We start from the raw sequence: 17519 nt of genomic DNA, 5'->3' as shown, positions 1-17519 counted from the left end.
ATGCTGCCTCCTTCCATTCTTTGGTGTCCTATAAAACAATAAATACAATATCCTCTTTTATTTCTACCTTAAATGTACGTACTTTATCACTATCCGAATCCAGGATTTTACCATCCGCTAAGGAAATCTTCAAATCATAGACAGGACAATATAGGTATTCTCCGCTGATAATCCCTTTAGAAAGTACACCGCCGTTTGAATACGGACTGCGATTTTCAAGTGCAAAAATCTTTCCGTTTGACAATTTAAAAAGTGCTATTTCAACTTGATCAATTTTGATAGAAAATCCTTTTCTTTCTTTAAGATTCGAATAATGCGCTACAGGAATTCGTGTAATTGTTTTTAACATTTTACTCCACTCCCTGCCTTGATTGAAAGCATAATATATTATATATTCCCGAATTTTTTTAATCTTTCTTATATTTTAACACGGATTTGAACTCTCATTTTCGTTTTTTCTATAGCTAAATTGTAATCATGGTTTTCATAAAAAATTGTGGGATTTATCACTTTTAACCCCTATAAGCGAATTGTTTCACAATATTGTCATATAAAAAAGGTGTCCCCTATTGGGAACACCTTTCATCTTTCATGCAGGCTGTTTTCTTTTTGGCCGAATTGGCAGTTTTACAACTTGGGAAGCAATCACCGGAACAAACAAGCCGACCATCGCAACCGGTATTGCCTCCCACCATGTTAATGGCGGTGTGATCAGTAATCCTAGACTATTAATGGCAAACAAGGTTAGAAAATAGAACAAACTGCCGGCAAGTCCGGCGAGCCAACTATCCCTTCTGAAAACTAAATAAAAAATCGGAATAAATAAAAGGGTTACCGGGACATAGGATGTTGGATAATGAACAAGATAAAAGACCGATTTAAAGATAAAACGTAATAGGATATAAAGTGCCGCTGCCATAACTGGAATAGTATATTCCCGGCAAAGTTTATTAACAATGACTGTAAAGAGAGCTACCAACAATACCGAATAAATCGGATACACCCATTGGGGGATCCCCCCAAAGATTTGCGACGCAGGGTCTGAGATCAACTGTAGAATTTCTTTTGAGGCAATGGAACGTCCATGAATATATTGATCATAGGATATTGCTCCGTTTTCCTGCTGCATATTTGGAAACATTAAGCACTCCAGCAAAAACATCGCAAACCAAGTATGCAGTGATTTCCATGATGGTATTTGATCCTGAGAAAACTTAAAATAGGCCCGCCATACACCTATAATCATAATATCTGTCGCAATATAATAAATAAAGTGGGTTGGACTCCAGGTGGTTAAATCAATGCCGTAAGCGATATGATAGCTAAAGTCTAAGGGGATACCAATTAAAAATAAAACATATCCAATCGTTACAAGATTTCGCGAAAACCTATCCATGTAATGCAGCTTTCGCCACTCTTTAAATAATAAAAATGCCCCAAGCGCAAAGCCAGTAAAATTAACAATATGCGGAATGGAGTATTCTTCAAATAAATATTTAAAATGGTAAGAGGCATCCCAAGCGGATCCAATGAACTTTAATAAAAAGGCAATGACCCAAATTCGATAATATTTCAATAATTTAACCCCCCTCTTTATCCCTCTATCCAAGCAGGTCAAATATATCCCCGTACACTGCAATTAAGATATAATTAATCGCCAGTGCAATTCCGAAAGTAATTCCCGATTTAAGGACATTTTTTTGTCTAAATAATTTAACAATAAAGAAGACCCCCGCAATAACCAAGAAAATGTTACAGGCTAATAGGGACCAAATCAAGCTGGGGCTTTCACTGTGAGGCACAGCGGTAACATGTAATAAATATTGTGGCAACAATGAAAAAATCTCCATCTTTTCAATCCACTCACCTTTGGTAAAAGTAAAAACCTAGATCATGTATTTCTTAATCATAGCATTTTCTGCTTATATTTTGGATAATTATTTACAATATTCCCTCATATTGGATTTACAGGCAATTCTCCATAATTTTCATTATAAACAATCAAAGTTTATAAAGTTATTAAAGAATAATTAAATTTGTCCTAATTCCTTCTTTTGACTTCGGTGTATTATCCATATTTATCATTCATTTGTATTCCTTTACTTCTCTTTAATGCTTGCTTAGTATTTAATTAGTATATGCAATCGATTAGCAAACTAAAATAACTACTCCTGTAACAATTGATTAAGTTTGAAAGGAGCCTGCCCGTTTTGAAAAGCGTTAAATTGATCCCAATCCTTTTAACTACCGCCTTACTAACCTCATGTAATCCCATTAGGGTTCCGAAATCGACAATGGACCATCAAATGAGTTCAATGCCGCAAAATGTAATCCCAACAAAATCTGAATGGAAAACACCTGAGACACTAAAGCCGAATAAGAAAATTCCAATTTCAATTCTAATAAGAGATAAATCCAATAAACCAATCCAAGCGTTTGAAACGGTCCATACAAAAAAAATGCATTTAATTATTGTCAGTAAAGATTTATCTTATTTTTCTCATCTCCATCCGAAATATAAAGGAAATGGAGAATTTGATATTTCGGCGGCCTTTCCAGCAGGCGGAGATTACCAACTCATTGCAGAAGTTACACCAAAAGGCGGCGGGGATAATAGTGTGGAAAAGCATTGGCTCCATATCGACGGGCCTATCCCTAAATCCAAACCACTCATTCCAGATCAAAAGCTAACGACAGTGGTCGACGGCTTAAAAATAACTTTATCCTTCGACCATCTAATGGCAGAAATGAACTCAAACATGACCTTTATGATTCGGGATGCGAAGACGAATAAACCTATCAAAAACCTCCAGCCTTATCTGGGAGCCTCGGGGCATGCTGTCGCCATAAAAAATGACCTACAAGAATATCTCCACATTCACCCAATGACAACCAAAGGAAACGGACCAAAAGTAACATTCATGACCTACTTCCCCCAAAAAGGAATCTATAAAATTTGGGGACAATTTCAATACCAAGGACGCATCATCGTTGCTCCCTTTATCGTGAACGTACCAAAAATGAATATGTAATTCGACAAAATTCGAGTGGTGACAGGCACCACCCGAATTTTGTCGATTCTATTAGTACAATTCAGAGGATGTTTTTGCTTGCATGTGTAGCAATAGGTAGTCCGGGCCGCCTGCTTTGGAGTCAGTTCCGGACATGTTGAAGCCACCGAATGGCTGGTAGCCGACGATGGCCCCTGTACAGCCGCGGTTGAAGTAAAGGTTACCGACATGGAAATCTTCTCGTGCTTGTTCCATGTGGGCACGGTTTGAGGTGATGACCGCACCTGTTAAGCCGTATTCAGTGTTGTTGGCAATTTCAATGGCTTCATCAAAGTTTCTCGCCTTTGTGATGCCGACAACTGGTCCAAAGATTTCTTCCTTCATAATGCGGGCGTTGGGAGCAAGGTCAGCAAAAACAGTTGGTTGAATGAAGTAGCCCTTTGAATTGTCCCCTTCACCGCCGGCCATTAATTTACCTTCTTGTTTTCCAATTTCGATGTATTCCATGATTTTTTTGAACGCGTTGTTGTCAATTACTGGGCCGGTGAAAGTGCCTTGTTCTGTAGGTTCCCCCACTGTTAGTGGTTTTGTTAACTCAACAACACGGTTTAGGACTGTATCATATACATCTTCAACGATTACTGCTCGAGAACATGCAGAGCATTTTTGACCGGAGAAACCGAAGGCAGAAGCAACAATGGATTGTGCAGCAAGCTCAAGATCTGCTTCACTGTCAACAACAATAGTATCTTTACCGCCCATTTCTGCGATCAAGCGCTTCATCCAGATTTGACCTTCGTTTATTTTTGAAGAACGTTCAAAAATACGGAGACCAACATCACGGGAACCTGTGAAGCTGATGAAACGGGTATCTTTATGATCAACTAAATAGTCACCCACTTCTGCACCGCTTCCTGGCACAAAGTTTAAGACGCCCTTTGGAAGACCTGCTTCTTCCATTACTTCAACAAATTTAGCTGCAATAATTGGTGTGGTAGACGCTGGCTTTAATAGGACCGTATTACCGGATACAATTGCAGCAACCGTTGTACCTGCCATGATTGCAAATGGGAAGTTCCAAGGTGAAATAATAATTCCTACACCAAGAGGTATATAGTCATAACGGTTGAATTCATTTGGACGGCTTTGAACGGGTACACCATTTTTATGCGCCAGCATTTGACGGCCATAGTATTCAAGAAAGTCAATACCTTCTGCTGTATCAGCATCTGCTTCTCTCCATGGCTTCCCTGCTTCTTTTGTCATCAAAGCTGAAAACTCATGTTTACGTCGGCGAATAATCGCAGCCGCTTTGAAAAGCACATCAGCACGAACCTCTGCTTTCGTTTTTTTCCACGTCTTGAATGCTTCTACTGCTGCCTGCATCGCTTTTTCAGCAAGATCTTTGTTTGCTTTCGAAACGCGGCCAATTACCTCTTCTTTATTCGCTGGGTTATAGGAAACAATTTTATCTTCAGTCGTAATTTTTTCTCCGCCAATAACAAGGTCATAATCCTTGCCTAAATAACCTTCAACGGTTTGTAATGCCTGAAGATAAGCTTGGCGGTTTTCATCAACCGTAAAATCTGTAAGTGGCTCATGTTTGTAAGGTTGTACCATGTTTTAAACCCTCCTATGTATTAAAAACGTTTACATCAAAATTCATTTTATAGTATCAATCAATTGAACTTTAGTTATAACTTGAAAAAAAAGATCCGGGTGGCCCCGGATCATTGTTTTAAAAAAGTGTACTATTTAGTAAATATGAACAAACGGTTCTGTATCGTTTGCCTTTTTGACTATAAGTGCCTCAGGACCATCAACAGATGTTACACTGACGGAAACCGAAATATATTTTGGAAAACGCTCCATGACTAGACCTGTTACATATTGGGTAAAGCCGATAGCTTCCATTTTTCCATAGAATTGAATCGGAATGGAAATTTTCAGTTCCTGGAGCTGATCGCCAACATAAAAGGCTCTGCCAATTACGCCGTTATAATTTGGAAAATACTCTTCAACATCCTGCTTAAAGTTTAAAAATGCAGTAAGGTCATCCCGATGCTTATCTTGTGCGTCGGTTGACGGGAATAAGAAATATTTTTCATTTACCTTTTTCCAGCTATCAATACTTGAGCTGCCGCTGTCAACGTTTGTATACGCAAAGAAATTACCCGGCACAACCGATGATTTACTTTGCTGTTCAAATAAGGCAATTGTCACAGGGACATTCGCTAACTTTTTCATACTTCTAATCCGCTTTAATACTTCTGCAGCAAGTTGTTTCCCTTCGCTTGCCATTTTGGAATAATCTATTTTCTTTTCATAGGTTGGTCCGTATTGTACCGTTTGATAGTAATAAATCGAATTTAAAGCAAGTCCTATGGTAATTCCGCCTAGTTTAACCGTACCATTGTCAGTTTTGGTTAAATAATCATGCTCTAAAATATGGGCAAGATAAATGGGTGTTTCACCTTTACCCGTATCAAGCGGGTTAAGACCAATATTTTCAGAAGGCTTCAATCCCTGGTTTTTTAATTGAGATTTTGTAAATTTTCGATTTAGCCAAAGTCTTACAGTATCTCGTTTAATTTCCTGTCCTTCACGAAAATAGTATTGATCCGTATCAAAGGTATTTTGGGCAATCCGCATTAAACCTGTTTCAAATTCATCAATATCGTACCTAGTGTTAAGATTGCCAACAATCATCCCGCGGGCTTCCCCTGGTTCAAATGGTAAAATCGTCCGATAATACTTATCGGAAATATTATATTTAGGAATAATTGCTTTTCCTTTCGTTTTCTCTTTTGTTTGCACGACCTCATCCTGCTTTTGAAAGTTTAATGAACAGCCGCTTAGCAGAAGGACAAACGAAAAGACAAGCAGTAAAAGCTTTTTCACGGTGGTAACACCTCTTATTTATTTAATTCAGCTAATAGCTTCTCTTCGTCCCATACTTCAATTCCTAGTTCTTGCGCTTTGGAAAGCTTAGAACCGGCTTCTTCTCCGGCAATGACCAGATGCGTTTTTTTACTAACGCTTCCAGCAACATTCCCGCCTAGTGCTTCAATTTTTTCCTTGGCTTCATTGCGCGATAGTTTCTCTAGTTTTCCGGTAAGGACAATTGTTTTTCCGGCAAAAATTGAATCAGACTCCGCTGCTAAAACTGGTTTGGCCCCTTTATATTCCATATTGACTCCGTAAGAGGATAGTTCCTTAAGCAATGAGGTCACTTCTTCTTTTTCAAAAAAGGTAACAATAGAATCGGCCATTTTTTCCCCAATTTCGTTAATAGAAATCAATTGTTCCTTTGTCGCGGCGGCAAGATGGTCCATTAAACCAAATTCCTGAGCCAATGTTTTTGCTGCTTTCGCGCCAACATGACGGATACCAAGACCAAAAAGCAGTTTTTCAAGTGAATTGCTTTTTGAAGCCTCAATTGCCTTTAACAGATTGGAAACCGATTTTTCCCCCATTCGTTCAAGGGCTAAAAGCTGCTCTCTTGTAAGCTTATAAATATCAGCGACATCGGCAATTAATTTTTCGGCAAAAAGCTGGCTGATGACTCTTTCCCCTAGACCCTCGATATTCATGGCATCACGCGAAACAAAGTGTATCAGACCTTCGCGGATTTGTGCCGGGCATTTTGGATTGATGCACCGTAAAGCTACTTCCCCGTCAAGACGGACAAGCTCACTTTCACATTCAGGACAATGCGTTGGCATGTAAAAATCTCTTTCGGTGCCTGTCCGCTCTTCAGCAAGGACATTTACGACCTCCGGAATGATATCGCCGGCCTTTTTGATCACGACTTTATCGCCAATTTTTAAATCCTTTTCACGGATTAAATCTTCATTATGCAAAGAGGCACGCTGTACAGTCGTCCCTGCTACCTTAACCGGTATAAGAATCGCTGTTGGAGTTACCACTCCTGTCCGCCCAACACTCAGTTCAATATCTAATAATGTGGTCACTACCTCTTCAGCTGGGAATTTAAACGCAACCGCCCAACGTGGGCTTTTAGCTGTTGTCCCGAGCTGTTCCTGCTGTTCGAGTGAATCTACTTTAATGACAATTCCATCAATTTCATAAGGAAGATGCGGACGCTTTTCAACCCAGCTGTTGACATACTCAATCACATCATCAATTCCCGAACATTTTCTTCGCTCTTTATTGGTTTTAAACCCGAGGGCGTCCAGATAATCAAGTCCTTCACTATGGGAGGTTACACCTAACCCTCCAATATCAGCAATACCGTATAAAAAAACATCGAGATTTCGCGATGCTGCCATTTTCGGGTCAAGCTGCCTAAGGGAACCGGCCGCTGCATTTCTCGGGTTTGCGAAAGGTTCTTCTCCATTCTCCTCTTTCGCCCGATTTAAGGCTTCAAAGGAACGCTTCGGCATAAATGCCTCTCCACGAACCTCAATGGAAACATTCTCACGTAAACGTAACGGAATTGATTTAATCGTTTTTAAGTTGGCCGTAATATCTTCGCCGATCGTGCCGTCCCCACGCGTAGCCCCTTGATGGAACAATCCATTTTCATAGCGTAAGGAAACGGCCAGCCCATCAATTTTTAATTCGCAAACATAGGAAACGTCATCACCCACCGCTTGACGAACCCGGCGGTCAAAATCTCTTAAATCTCCGTCATTAAAAGCATTACCAAGGCTAAGCATCGGTGTACGATGCTCAACCTTTTCAAAAAGGTCTAATACAGGTCCGCCAACACGTTCAGAAGGAGAATCCGACGTTTTCAACTCTGGAAACTTTTCTTCCAGGTTTAATAGTTCCTGCATTAAGCGATCGTACTCAGCATCAGGAACGGTTGGTTTGTCCAGCACATAATATTCATAGCCATATTGATTTAATAGGCTTTTTAGTTCATTGATTCTTTGTTCAGCCGTTTGAAGGTCCATAAATCCAGCCCTTTCTTCATCGTTTCTTATGCCTTTTTAATCGGCGCAAATTTGGCAAGCAAACGTTTGATTCCTGTTGGACTAGGAAAAGCAATATCGAGTTCAGTTCCTTCTCCTTCGCCCTTCACGCTGACAACCGTTCCAATTCCCCACTTACCGTGTTCGGCTTTATCGCCAACCTTCCAGCCAACTTGATCTCCGCCGGTTGTAGCTGCCACTGGCCGCATCACCGGTTTTCTCGCAGCTGGGGCTCCAAATCCTGTACCGGAGCCGGCAAACGAACCTCCTCTTGAACTAAATGGAGAACTCTTCCCAGCCTTTGGGGCCGCATCCTCCAAAAGATCTTCAGGGATTTCCTTAATAAAACGGGAAGCCGGGTTCATGTTTGTTCGACCAAAAAGCGTCCGCATTTGTGCATTAGTCAGAAATAGGCTTTGTTCCGCCCTTGTAATCCCCACGTAGGCAAGGCGGCGCTCCTCCTCCATTTCCGCTTCCTCCATAAGGGAACGGCTGTGCGGGAATACTCCTTCCTCCATGCCAATAAGGAAGACAACCGGAAATTCCAATCCCTTTGCTGAGTGTAAGGTCATGAGCACAATCGAATCCGCTTTTTCCTCTTCTTCATCCATTGAATCAATATCCGCAACAAGGGCTAAATCCGTTAAAAAGGCGACAAGGCTTTTGTCCTCGCTTACTTCCTCAAAGTTTTTCGTAACAGATAATAATTCGTCCAAGTTTTCGAGACGGCTTTGTGCTTCAAGTGATTTTTCTGCTTTTAGCATCTCTCGATAACCGGATTTCTCAAGGATTTCTTCAACTAGTTCTGTTACGGATAGGAATTCCTGCATTTGCGTATAGTTTCGAATAAAATCCCGGAATTCTCGGGCAGACTTCGTAATTTTAGGACTTAAACCAATTAATTCAATTGAATCTAATGCTTGGTATAATGAAAGATCATGCATTGCTGCAAAGTCAGCAATTTTATCGACTGAGCTTGATCCGATACCGCGTTTCGGAACATTAATGATTCTCCGCAGGCTAATATCGTCGTCGGGATTTGAAATCAGTCGTAAATAAGCTAACATGTCCTTGATTTCTTTTCTGTCATAGAATTTTGTACCGCCAACAATGCTATACTCAATATTTGATTTCAGCAAAACTTCCTCCATTACACGGGACTGTGCGTTCGTCCGATAGAGAATAGCAATTTCCGAAAGCTTGTGCTTACCATCACGGGTCAATTCTTTAATTTTGCCGGCTACAAACTGTGCCTCACTCTGTTCGCTGTCGGCACGGTAATACATAAGTTTATTTCCCTCTGGATTTTCTGTCCAAAGGTTTTTCGCTTTTCTATTCAAATTGTTTTCAATCACTTTGTTCGCCGCAAGAAGGATTCTTTTCGTCGAGCGATAGTTTTGTTCTAAAAGGATAACGGTGGCGTTTGGATAATCTTTTTCAAAAGATAATATATTCGCAATATCCGCACCACGCCATCTATAAATCGACTGATCAGAATCACCGACAACGCAAAGATTTTTAAAGCGCATGGCCAGCAGCTTTACTAATAAATACTGGGCTTTGTTCGTGTCCTGATACTCGTCGACATGAATATATTGGAATTTCCGCTGATAATATTCTAAAACGTCTGGAACACGACGGAACAATTGAATGGTCATCATGATTAAATCATCAAAATCAAGCGCCTGATTTTTTCGTAAACGTTTTTGATATTCTTCATACACATCACTAACGACCTGATCAAAGTAACCGCCTGCTGTTTTTGAATATTCCTCAGGATCAATTAATTCGTTTTTGGCAGAACTGATTGCCCCGAGCATCGCCCTCGGGTCAAACTTTTTCGGGTCAATGTTCTTATCTTTTAAAATTCCTTTAATAACCGATTGTTGATCCGTTGTGTCAAGAATCGTGAAATTTCGATTAAAGCCAATCCGGTCAATATCTCGGCGTAAAATTCTTACGCACATGGAGTGAAAGGTGGAAATCCAAATTTCTTCCGCAGCTCCGCCCATCACTTTTCCGATTCTATCTTTCATCTCTCTTGCCGCTTTATTCGTAAAGGTGATTGCCAAAATGTTATATGGATTCACCCTTTTTTCCACAATTAAATACGCAATCCGATGTGTTAACACTCTTGTTTTACCGCTCCCGGCACCAGCCATTAGTAATAAAGGTCCGTCTGTACACTTCACAGCGCTTTGCTGTTCCGGATTTAAGCCATTTAATAGCTTTTCTGATAAATATTGCATTCTTCTTCACCGCCAAATCAAACATTTGTTCTTATTTTACCATTGTTTTTACTCTTCCTGCAATTTTCTATCGAACTGCCTGTACTGTTTTTAAGGCATTTTTAAAATCTTCATAAATTGCATTTCCTACGACAATTACATCAGCAAACTTTGCCATTTCTACTGCCTGCTCATATGTGGATATACCACCGCCATAAAAAAAGGTCGCTTTTTCAAGGACTTTTTTCACGTCTGAAACCACTTCTGGTTGTCCATATTTCCCGCTAAACTCGAGATAAAAAATAGGCAGTTGAAACATTTTTTCAGCCATCATTGCATAGGCCCTTACATCTTCAGCCGTAATCTCCGTAACAGCATTTGTCAGTTTGGCCGCTTTGCATTCACTATTCATGATGCAATAGCCTTCCATAACGATTTCTTCCCAATCCATAATGTCGCCAAATTCTTTCACTGCTTGATGGTGAAGCCCAGTAATCCATTTTGGATCCTTACTATTTAAAATCGTTGGAATAAAATAGAGATCAAATCCAGGGGTAACTGTTTCAACACTTGATACCTCCAGAACACATGGTACAGCAAACTTACGTATTCTGGCCATTAAATCGAGGACATTTTCGAGTGTAACTCCATCTGTACCTCCCACTATCACTGCATCCGTACCTGATTCACAAATTGCTTCTAAATGTTCATCCGATATCTGTTTATTAGGGTCGAGTTTAAACACATGGCGCCACTCGCGAAAATCATACATCCCAAGGTCCTCCTACATTCATTTCATTACACCATTATAGCATTAGAGGAAACGTAATAAAAAAGAAAACCTAATAGAAAGAAAATCCAACTAGAAAAGCGAAAGCGCTTGTTCAGCCTAAGGCAAGTGCTGAAGCAATCTAGAGGACTAGGCGATGGAGCTGGACAAAAGAAAAACCGAAGAATTTCTCTCCGGTTTTTGGCTTTATGCTTCCTCAGTTGTAGTCGATTTTTCTTCCTTGACTCGTTCTAGCACCATTTCATAGGTGTCATTTCCATAGTTTAAGCAGCGTTTTACACGTGAGATAGTTGCAGTACTCGCACCAGTTTCTGCCTCAATCCGGTGATAGGTATTTCCTTCACGAAGCATTCTTGCTACCTCTAAGCGTTGGGCCAATGACTGAATTTCATTAATCGTGCAAAGGTCATCAAAAAAACGATAACACTCTTCAAGATCTTTTAACGAAAGAATCCCTAGAAAAAGTTGATCCAGTTCTTTCCCTCTTAGCTTATTTATTTGCATATTTTATACCCCTTTAGTTTGAATAAAATTATTTCACATTAAACGAAACACTTTTTTGCATTCCAGGGTCTGTTGGAACAACATTTACCCATGTTTTACCTTGGACAAATGGAACCTCTTCCCCATTCTTCATTGGGACAATCCTACCGTTCTCATTTTTCCATTCCACTTCGTTTACTTTCCCCATCTGTACTAAATAACCTTTTCCTCCGGATTGAAAATCAATCGTACGCCGTCCCTTTTTGTCGATTACTTCATGCTTTGCCTCAACAATGAAAATATTATCTAGAAGAATCGGGTCTTTTGTTTCTAAATCAACAGTTTGTTCCCCGCCCTGGAAACGTTTATATTTCCCTGTAGCAGGATCATACTCATACACACAATCAAAATCGCCGCTAGCATAATAAGAAATCTTTACCGATTTAGCATCGGCGCCGGTAACCTTCTTAGCGTCCTCTTCTGAAAGAAATTTAAAGGCAGGTGGTGTTTTGTCCATTGAATAATGGTTCATTTTCGCACCCTTTAAAATATTATCATAGGTGATATACGAATTGTGCGGTGCTACTCTAAAACTCGCCCGATGGAAAAGTGTTCCGTCATAAACTATGCCATTCAAGTTGTCAATATAGCCTGATTTAAGCATTTTTTTGGCTTCCGGGCTATAGCCGTGAGCAATATAAAGTGCATTTAAGCCTTTGGCTAAATCAATATAATAATCCCGGGCGCTCCGAACCGGCCCGATATTTTTCGGCTTTTCGCTTTGAAATACGGCAAGAAATCTTGTGATATTCCCTTCAGCCAAAATTTCATAAACGATATCAGCCTTGTTTAAACCTGATTGCGGTCTTGCTGCAGGATGGTTATTAATCATTACAGCAACAGCCCTGCTATCTGTTTCAGTCTGTGAACCCTTTCCGGTTAAAGGAAAATAATACGGGAATTCATTCTTTTCATCCGCTTTTTGTTCAACTTTTCCTACATCTTTTTTCACATTCTCATCAGGCTTTTTGACAGTTTCCTTTTTGCTGCATCCGGACAACAATAAGAAGACAGCTGCCACTATGACCGCCCATTTCTTCATCTAATAGCCACCCCTATTTTTGGTTAAAAGACTTTTACACTGTAATGCATTAACCTATTTACATTTTAACGCATTATAGACGGAAAGAGTACTGTTTTATTCATAACATCGTACATTCCTTGCTGCGTAATTCGAATGTACGGTAAATGGGTAGAAGAGAAAAATAATAAACTACTAATGGGGTCTCCAAATGAATACCCTCGTTCACTCAGTTCTTCAAGAAGTCTTTTTTCTTCCTCCATTAAACGTTCCATCGGCTTTTCCGACATGATTCCTCCCAATGATAAAGGAACCTCACAAATCACTTGACCATCCTGCACTAACACAATTCCTCCGCCAAGTTCTTTCATTCGATCAAATGCATGGATCATATCTTTTTTATTTTTACCGATTAAAATAATATCTCCTGTGCCCGAAAAAGAACTTGCAAGCGCGGATAACTTTGAAGTAAATCCTTTTAGCATGGTATTGATTCTCCACTTACCTTTACGGTCAATCAATGTGAAAAAGCTTTCATCATGATTCGTTGGCAGTTCATCTCCCGAAACATCAATGGCAATGGAATAAGGTTTGGTTATAACAGAATTCTCCATTTTAATCCCAAATGGCATCGAAAATTGTAAATCATCAATAGTTAAATCCCAATCCAGTTGCAGTGGCTTAAGTCCGAAATCCGGCCAGTTAATCTGTGTATTCACTTCCGTTGGTTTCCCGTCGCGTTTAACCCATTGACCTTTCGCAAGAACTGAAACAGGAGTTGGGTCTTCAATACTCGATAAAAAGTTTATATTGGCAACCCTTCCTGTTGCAATACTTCCGTGTAAATGTTCAATGTTATAGTACCTTGCGACATTAATCGTAGCCATATTATAAGCATCAATGCTCGGAACATCCTTTTCAATGGCAATCCGGATCATTTGATCAATAATCCCCTGCTCGTAAAAGTTTGATGTTGACCCATCTGTCGTAAACATGAACCGATCATAGGTTTGAATCCCTAATCGTTTTATATCGTCAAGAAGTACTGGTAAATCTGGCCGAATCGATGAATGGCGCAATGTTACCATATAACCTTGCATAAGTCGATTATAAACCTCTTCACCTGTCATTGATTCATGGTCGCAATCTGCCCCAAGCAGCATCAGCTTTGCTAACGTCTTTTCAGATGCACCCGGAAAATGACCTTCAATTTTCTTCCGCATCCGCTTTGCTTCCTGAATCCAATGAAGCATCATATCGTCCCCATCTAGAAGCTTCGGCCAACCAGTTAATTCCCCACCCTGAAGGACTGCATCATGCTCAAGCCACAATTTTACATTACTATGTGAAAATGTTTCCTCTTCCCCTAATATTTCTGTTTGTGAGTCAAAACGGCTCCACCAAAACATCGTAGTCGGAATGGTCCGCAGCTCTCTTAATAATGAAAACGCTTCCCTTTTTTTTAAGTTTAAAATTAGCGCCATATTGTCATTGATTAAGGTTGTCGTTCCAAATTGTGATGCATATTCCGCTAATGTATGGGGATTATATAATTGAAACGGATGGGCATGCGGTTCAATGTATCCAGGAACAAGGATTTCATTTGTGCAATCGATCACTTCGCAGTTCTTTAATTTAGCCGGCAAGTTTTCGCCGACATAAACAATTCGATCATCATAAATCCAGATATTAGCTCTCATCCATTGACGAAAAGCCTGATTTAAATACAAAGCATTTTTTAATAAAATGGTGGGAGAAGTTCTCCCTTCTAATACTGATACATGCGTCCGTAAATGTTTATTTTTCCATCGATAACGTTGTTCCAGCACACGATATCCCTCCCTCTTTTAGTCTATTTATCTATAAAAGAATATTGATTTAATCGTAAAGAAAACCCTTACAAAATCCATTTGTTATTATACTATCATATTTCGCAATGTAAAGCAGTAAAGACTTGATAAATAATGTAAAATTTTTGTGAAGGAGTGAACAAAATGAATATTAAACCAAATATCGGGATATTAAATGCATTAATTCGCATTACCTTTGGCTTGACTGTTCTTGCTTGGGCAACCGCCAAGCTTGTTAAAAGACCTTGGAGAGACTCTTATTTATTGGCAGCCGTTTGTGGTGCGATGAAGGTGGGAGAAGGAATTGTCCGTTACTGCCCAGTAACGGCTCTTTATAAAAAATGTCCTGTTATGAATCCCGAAATTAAACAGTCTGAGGCTCATCATGATTCGATGGATGGGTTGGAGGGATTCACAAATCTGGATGGGGATGAGGTATTGCCTTATAACCCTACCTAAATAGAGGTTCACTATAGATAAATGCCTTTTCCTTGACCGGGAGAAGGCTTTTTTTATCGCTTTTCCTTTTATCATGTATTCGCATTTTTCAGCTTCATGGACACTATCCAACCCCGATCGTTCCCGCTCACATGTTTTTTCACTCTTCTTGGGCACTATCTACCTCGAGCCTTCCCACTAATATGGTCTTTCTCGCTTTTTGGGCACTATCTAACCCCGAGCGTTCCCGCTTTTATGATCTTTCTCGCTTCTTGGGCACTATCTAACCCCGAGCGTTCCCGCTTTTATGATCTTTCTCGCTTCTTGGGCACTATCTAACCCCGAGCATTCCCGCTTTTATGGTCTTTCTCGCTTCTTGGGCACTATCTAACCCCGATTGTTACTGCTTTTATGATCTTTCACACTTCTTGGGCACAATCTCTTTCACACTTCTTGGACACTATCCAACCCCGATCGTTCCCGCTTTTATGATCTTTCTCGCTTCTTGGGCACTATCTAACCCCGAGCGTTCCCACTCACATGTTTTTTCTCGCTTCTTGTGCACTATCCAACCCCGATCGTTCCCACTTATATGATCTTTCTCGCTTCTTGGGCACTATCCAACCCCGATCGTTCCCGCTTTTATGATCTTTCTCGCTTCTTGGGCACTATCCAACCTCGATCGTTCCCGCTTTTATGATCTTTCTCGCTTCTTGGGCACTATCCAACCTCGATCGTTCCCGCTTTTATGATCTTTCTCGCTTCTTGGGCACTATCCAACCTCGATCGTTCCCGCTTTTATGATCTTTCTCGCTTCTTGGGCACTATCCAACCTCGATCGTTCCCGCTTTTATGATCTTTCTCGCTTCTTGGGCACTATCCAACCTCGATCGTTCCCGCTTTTATGATCTTTCTCGCTTCTTGGGCACTATCCAACCTCGATCGTTCCCGCTTTTATGATCTTTCTCGCTTCTTGGGCACTATCCAACCTCGATCGTTCCCGCTTTTATGATCTTTCTCGCTTCTTGGGCACTATCCAACCTCGATCGTTCCCGCTTTTATGATCTTTCTCGCTTCTTGGGCACTATCCAACCTCGATCGTTCCCGCTTTTATGATCTTCCTCGCTTCTTGGGCACTATCCAACCTCGATCGTTCCCGCTTTTATGATCTTTCACGCTTCTTGGACACTATCTAACCTCGATCGTTCCCGCTCATATGGTCTTTCACACTTCTTGGGCACTATCTAACCCCGATCGTTCCCTCTAATATGTTCTTTCTCGCTTCTTGGGCACTATCTAACCCCGATCGTTCCCGCTTACATGTTTTTTTCCTGTTCATGAGCACATTTATCCAGAAACTTTCCTATATATAAAAAGAGAAAAGAGGGCTGGCAGCGTAGCCAGTCCCCTCTCATTAGCTATTTACAAACCTTGCTGCTTTATAACCGATATCTTTTCGATAAAAGACACCATCACATTGCAGATTTTCAAGTTCGGTATAAACCTTTTTCTGGGCATCCTCAACAGTTTGCCCAAGTCCCCCCACAAGCAAGACTCTGCCGCCATTCGTAATGAATTCATCCTGCTCATTCTTCGCTGTACCGGCATGAAAAATATAAGCCTGTTCACTAAATTCATTTAACCCATTTAGGACAGCACCCTTTTCATAGGTTTCAGGATATCCCTTTGCTGCCACAACGACCCCAATCATCGTCTGCTCGTCCCATTCAAGACTTGGTGCTCGGCCATCCAAAAGCTCAAGAATCACTTCAACCAAATCAGATTTTAACCTTGGTAAAATGACTTGGGTTTCCGGATCTCCAAATCTTGCATTAAATTCAATAACCTTTGGACCCTTATCGGTTGCAATCAGTCCAGCGTATAAAATCCCGCAAAAGCTTCTTCCTTCTGTAACCATGGCTTCTGCAGCAGGCTTAAGAATCGTTTCTACCGCTGTTTGAACCGTTTCATCACTAATTTGCGGAACAGGAGAATAAGCTCCCATTCCCCCCGTATTTGGACCTTGGTCCCCATCAAACGCTCGCTTATGGTCCTGAGCGATTTCAAGTGGTATTACAGTCTGCCCATTTACAAAGGCCATAAGTGAAAACTCTTCACCTGCCAAAAATTCCTCAATTACAACACGAGAAGACGCTGCACCGAACTTAGCACCAACTAGCATTTCTTCAAGGCTTTCCAAGGCTTCCTCTTTGGTCATCGCCACGGTAACACCTTTTCCCGCTGCAAGTCCATCCGCTTTTATTACAATCGGAGCTCCTTTTTCTTCTATATAATTACTTGCCTCATCAAAGGAAGTGAAAACCGCATAATCAGCAGTTGGAATTTGGTATTTTTTCATTAATTCCTTTGCAAACGACTTACTGCCTTCAATTTCAGCAGCTGCTTTTTTAGGGCCAAAAACAGGAAGACCTGCTTCAGTAAATCGATCTGCCAGTCCTTCAAGGAGCGGAACTTCAGGTCCAATAATCGTTAACCCAATTCCTTCCTCTTTCGCAAATTGAATCAATTTTTCTTGTTCAGACTCTTGCAGCGGAACCAGTTCAGCAAAATCCTCCATACCGGGATTCCCAGGAGCTGCAAAAACATGGTCCACATTACTGCTTTCACTTACTTTACGGCAAATCGCATGCTCTCTTCCACCACGGCCAATGATTAAAACCTTCACAACTACACCCCC

The 17519-nt window shown here is 40.6% G+C and carries 14 protein-coding genes; 2 read left to right on the top strand and 12 right to left on the bottom strand.

Features of this window, described 5'->3' with window-relative positions; translation table 11 throughout:
* Positions 1-28: 28 nt before the first annotated feature.
* From nirD to ACFQZ9_RS10675, 3 genes are all read right to left on the bottom strand, one after another.
* Positions 29-349 carry a nitrite reductase small subunit NirD gene (gene nirD, locus ACFQZ9_RS10685; RefSeq protein WP_198312957.1) on the bottom strand — a complete coding sequence of 107 codons (321 nt, stop codon included), beginning with the start codon at positions 347-349 and terminating at the stop codon, positions 29-31.
* A gap of 240 nt (positions 350-589) precedes the next feature.
* Positions 590-1576, bottom strand: a complete 987-nt coding sequence (locus tag ACFQZ9_RS10680) for a hypothetical protein (RefSeq protein ID WP_498943754.1) — start codon at positions 1574-1576, stop codon at positions 590-592.
* A 25-nt stretch (positions 1577-1601) separates the two neighbouring features.
* Positions 1602-1835: a hypothetical protein gene (locus ACFQZ9_RS10675; RefSeq protein WP_133339855.1), complete on the bottom strand. Its 234-nt coding sequence runs from the start codon at positions 1833-1835 to the stop codon at positions 1602-1604.
* A gap of 375 nt (positions 1836-2210) precedes the next feature.
* On the opposite strand from ACFQZ9_RS10675, the gene ACFQZ9_RS10670 reads away from it, so the two are divergent.
* Positions 2211-3032 (top strand): DUF8832 domain-containing protein, encoded by an 822-nt coding sequence (locus tag ACFQZ9_RS10670; protein WP_498943753.1) that lies wholly within the window; start codon positions 2211-2213, stop codon positions 3030-3032.
* Positions 3033-3083: 51 nt separating this feature from the next.
* Here the strand turns inward: ACFQZ9_RS10670 and pruA are convergent, their stop codons facing one another.
* The 8 genes from pruA to ACFQZ9_RS10630 all read right to left on the bottom strand — a co-directional run bounded on the left by pruA (position 3084) and on the right by ACFQZ9_RS10630 (position 14362).
* Positions 3084-4631, bottom strand: a complete 1548-nt coding sequence (pruA, locus tag ACFQZ9_RS10665) for an L-glutamate gamma-semialdehyde dehydrogenase (RefSeq protein WP_498943752.1) — start codon at positions 4629-4631, stop codon at positions 3084-3086.
* A 135-nt stretch (positions 4632-4766) separates the two neighbouring features.
* Positions 4767-5912, bottom strand: coding sequence for a CamS family sex pheromone protein (locus ACFQZ9_RS10660; protein WP_498943751.1), 1146 nt, complete (start codon positions 5910-5912; stop codon positions 4767-4769).
* A 14-nt stretch (positions 5913-5926) separates the two neighbouring features.
* Positions 5927-7933 carry an NAD-dependent DNA ligase LigA gene (ligA, locus tag ACFQZ9_RS10655; RefSeq protein ID WP_498943750.1) on the bottom strand — a complete coding sequence of 669 codons (2007 nt, stop codon included), beginning with the start codon at positions 7931-7933 and terminating at the stop codon, positions 5927-5929.
* 26 nt (positions 7934-7959) lie between these two features.
* Positions 7960-10200 carry a DNA helicase PcrA gene (gene pcrA, locus ACFQZ9_RS10650; protein WP_498943749.1) on the bottom strand — a complete coding sequence of 747 codons (2241 nt, stop codon included), beginning with the start codon at positions 10198-10200 and terminating at the stop codon, positions 7960-7962.
* Positions 10201-10267: 67 nt separating this feature from the next.
* Positions 10268-10951: a geranylgeranylglyceryl/heptaprenylglyceryl phosphate synthase gene (pcrB, locus tag ACFQZ9_RS10645; protein WP_498943748.1), complete on the bottom strand. Its 684-nt coding sequence runs from the start codon at positions 10949-10951 to the stop codon at positions 10268-10270.
* Between the two features lie 204 nt (positions 10952-11155).
* Complete coding sequence (locus ACFQZ9_RS10640; RefSeq protein WP_198312948.1) at positions 11156-11473, bottom strand: YerC/YecD family TrpR-related protein; 318 nt, start codon at positions 11471-11473, stop codon at positions 11156-11158.
* Positions 11474-11501: 28 nt separating this feature from the next.
* Positions 11502-12554 (bottom strand): DUF3048 domain-containing protein, encoded by a 1053-nt coding sequence (locus ACFQZ9_RS10635; RefSeq protein ID WP_498943747.1) that lies wholly within the window; start codon positions 12552-12554, stop codon positions 11502-11504.
* 65 nt (positions 12555-12619) lie between these two features.
* Positions 12620-14362, bottom strand: coding sequence for an amidohydrolase family protein (locus ACFQZ9_RS10630; RefSeq protein ID WP_498943746.1), 1743 nt, complete (start codon positions 14360-14362; stop codon positions 12620-12622).
* Positions 14363-14527: 165 nt separating this feature from the next.
* Here ACFQZ9_RS10630 and ACFQZ9_RS10625 point away from each other — a divergent pair, with 165 nt between their 5' ends.
* On the top strand, positions 14528-14842 hold the full coding sequence (locus tag ACFQZ9_RS10625) for a YgaP family membrane protein (protein ID WP_198312945.1): 315 nt from the start codon (positions 14528-14530) through the stop codon (positions 14840-14842).
* Between the two features lie 1393 nt (positions 14843-16235).
* Here ACFQZ9_RS10625 and purD read toward each other — a convergent pair.
* Positions 16236-17507 carry a phosphoribosylamine--glycine ligase gene (gene purD / locus ACFQZ9_RS10620; protein WP_498943745.1) on the bottom strand — a complete coding sequence of 424 codons (1272 nt, stop codon included), beginning with the start codon at positions 17505-17507 and terminating at the stop codon, positions 16236-16238.
* Positions 17508-17519 lie beyond the last annotated feature (12 nt).

This window comes from Neobacillus sp. GCM10027624 (assembly GCF_042675345.1).
Taxonomy (GTDB): domain Bacteria; phylum Bacillota; class Bacilli; order Bacillales; family Cytobacillaceae; genus Neobacillus; species Neobacillus cucumis_D.
Note: the sequence above shows the minus strand (reverse complement) of the source record. Positions and strands in the feature narration are given on the sequence as shown.

Excerpts from the sequence above, each read along its gene's own strand:
- nirD (WP_198312957.1), bottom strand. The coding sequence starts at position 349 with ATGTTAAAAACAATTACACGAATTCCTGTAGCGCATTATTCGAATCTT.
- pruA (WP_498943752.1), bottom strand. The coding sequence starts at position 4,631 with ATGGTACAACCTTACAAACATGAGCCACTTACAGATTTTACGGTTGAT.
- ligA (WP_498943750.1), bottom strand. The coding sequence starts at position 7,933 with ATGGACCTTCAAACGGCTGAACAAAGAATCAATGAACTAAAAAGCCTA.
- pcrA (WP_498943749.1), bottom strand. The coding sequence starts at position 10,200 with ATGCAATATTTATCAGAAAAGCTATTAAATGGCTTAAATCCGGAACAG.
- pcrB (WP_498943748.1), bottom strand. The coding sequence starts at position 10,951 with ATGTATGATTTTCGCGAGTGGCGCCATGTGTTTAAACTCGACCCTAAT.
- ACFQZ9_RS10640 (WP_198312948.1), bottom strand. The coding sequence starts at position 11,473 with ATGCAAATAAATAAGCTAAGAGGGAAAGAACTGGATCAACTTTTTCTA.
- ACFQZ9_RS10635 (WP_498943747.1), bottom strand. The coding sequence starts at position 12,554 with ATGAAGAAATGGGCGGTCATAGTGGCAGCTGTCTTCTTATTGTTGTCC.
- ACFQZ9_RS10625 (WP_198312945.1), top strand. The coding sequence starts at position 14,528 with ATGAATATTAAACCAAATATCGGGATATTAAATGCATTAATTCGCATT.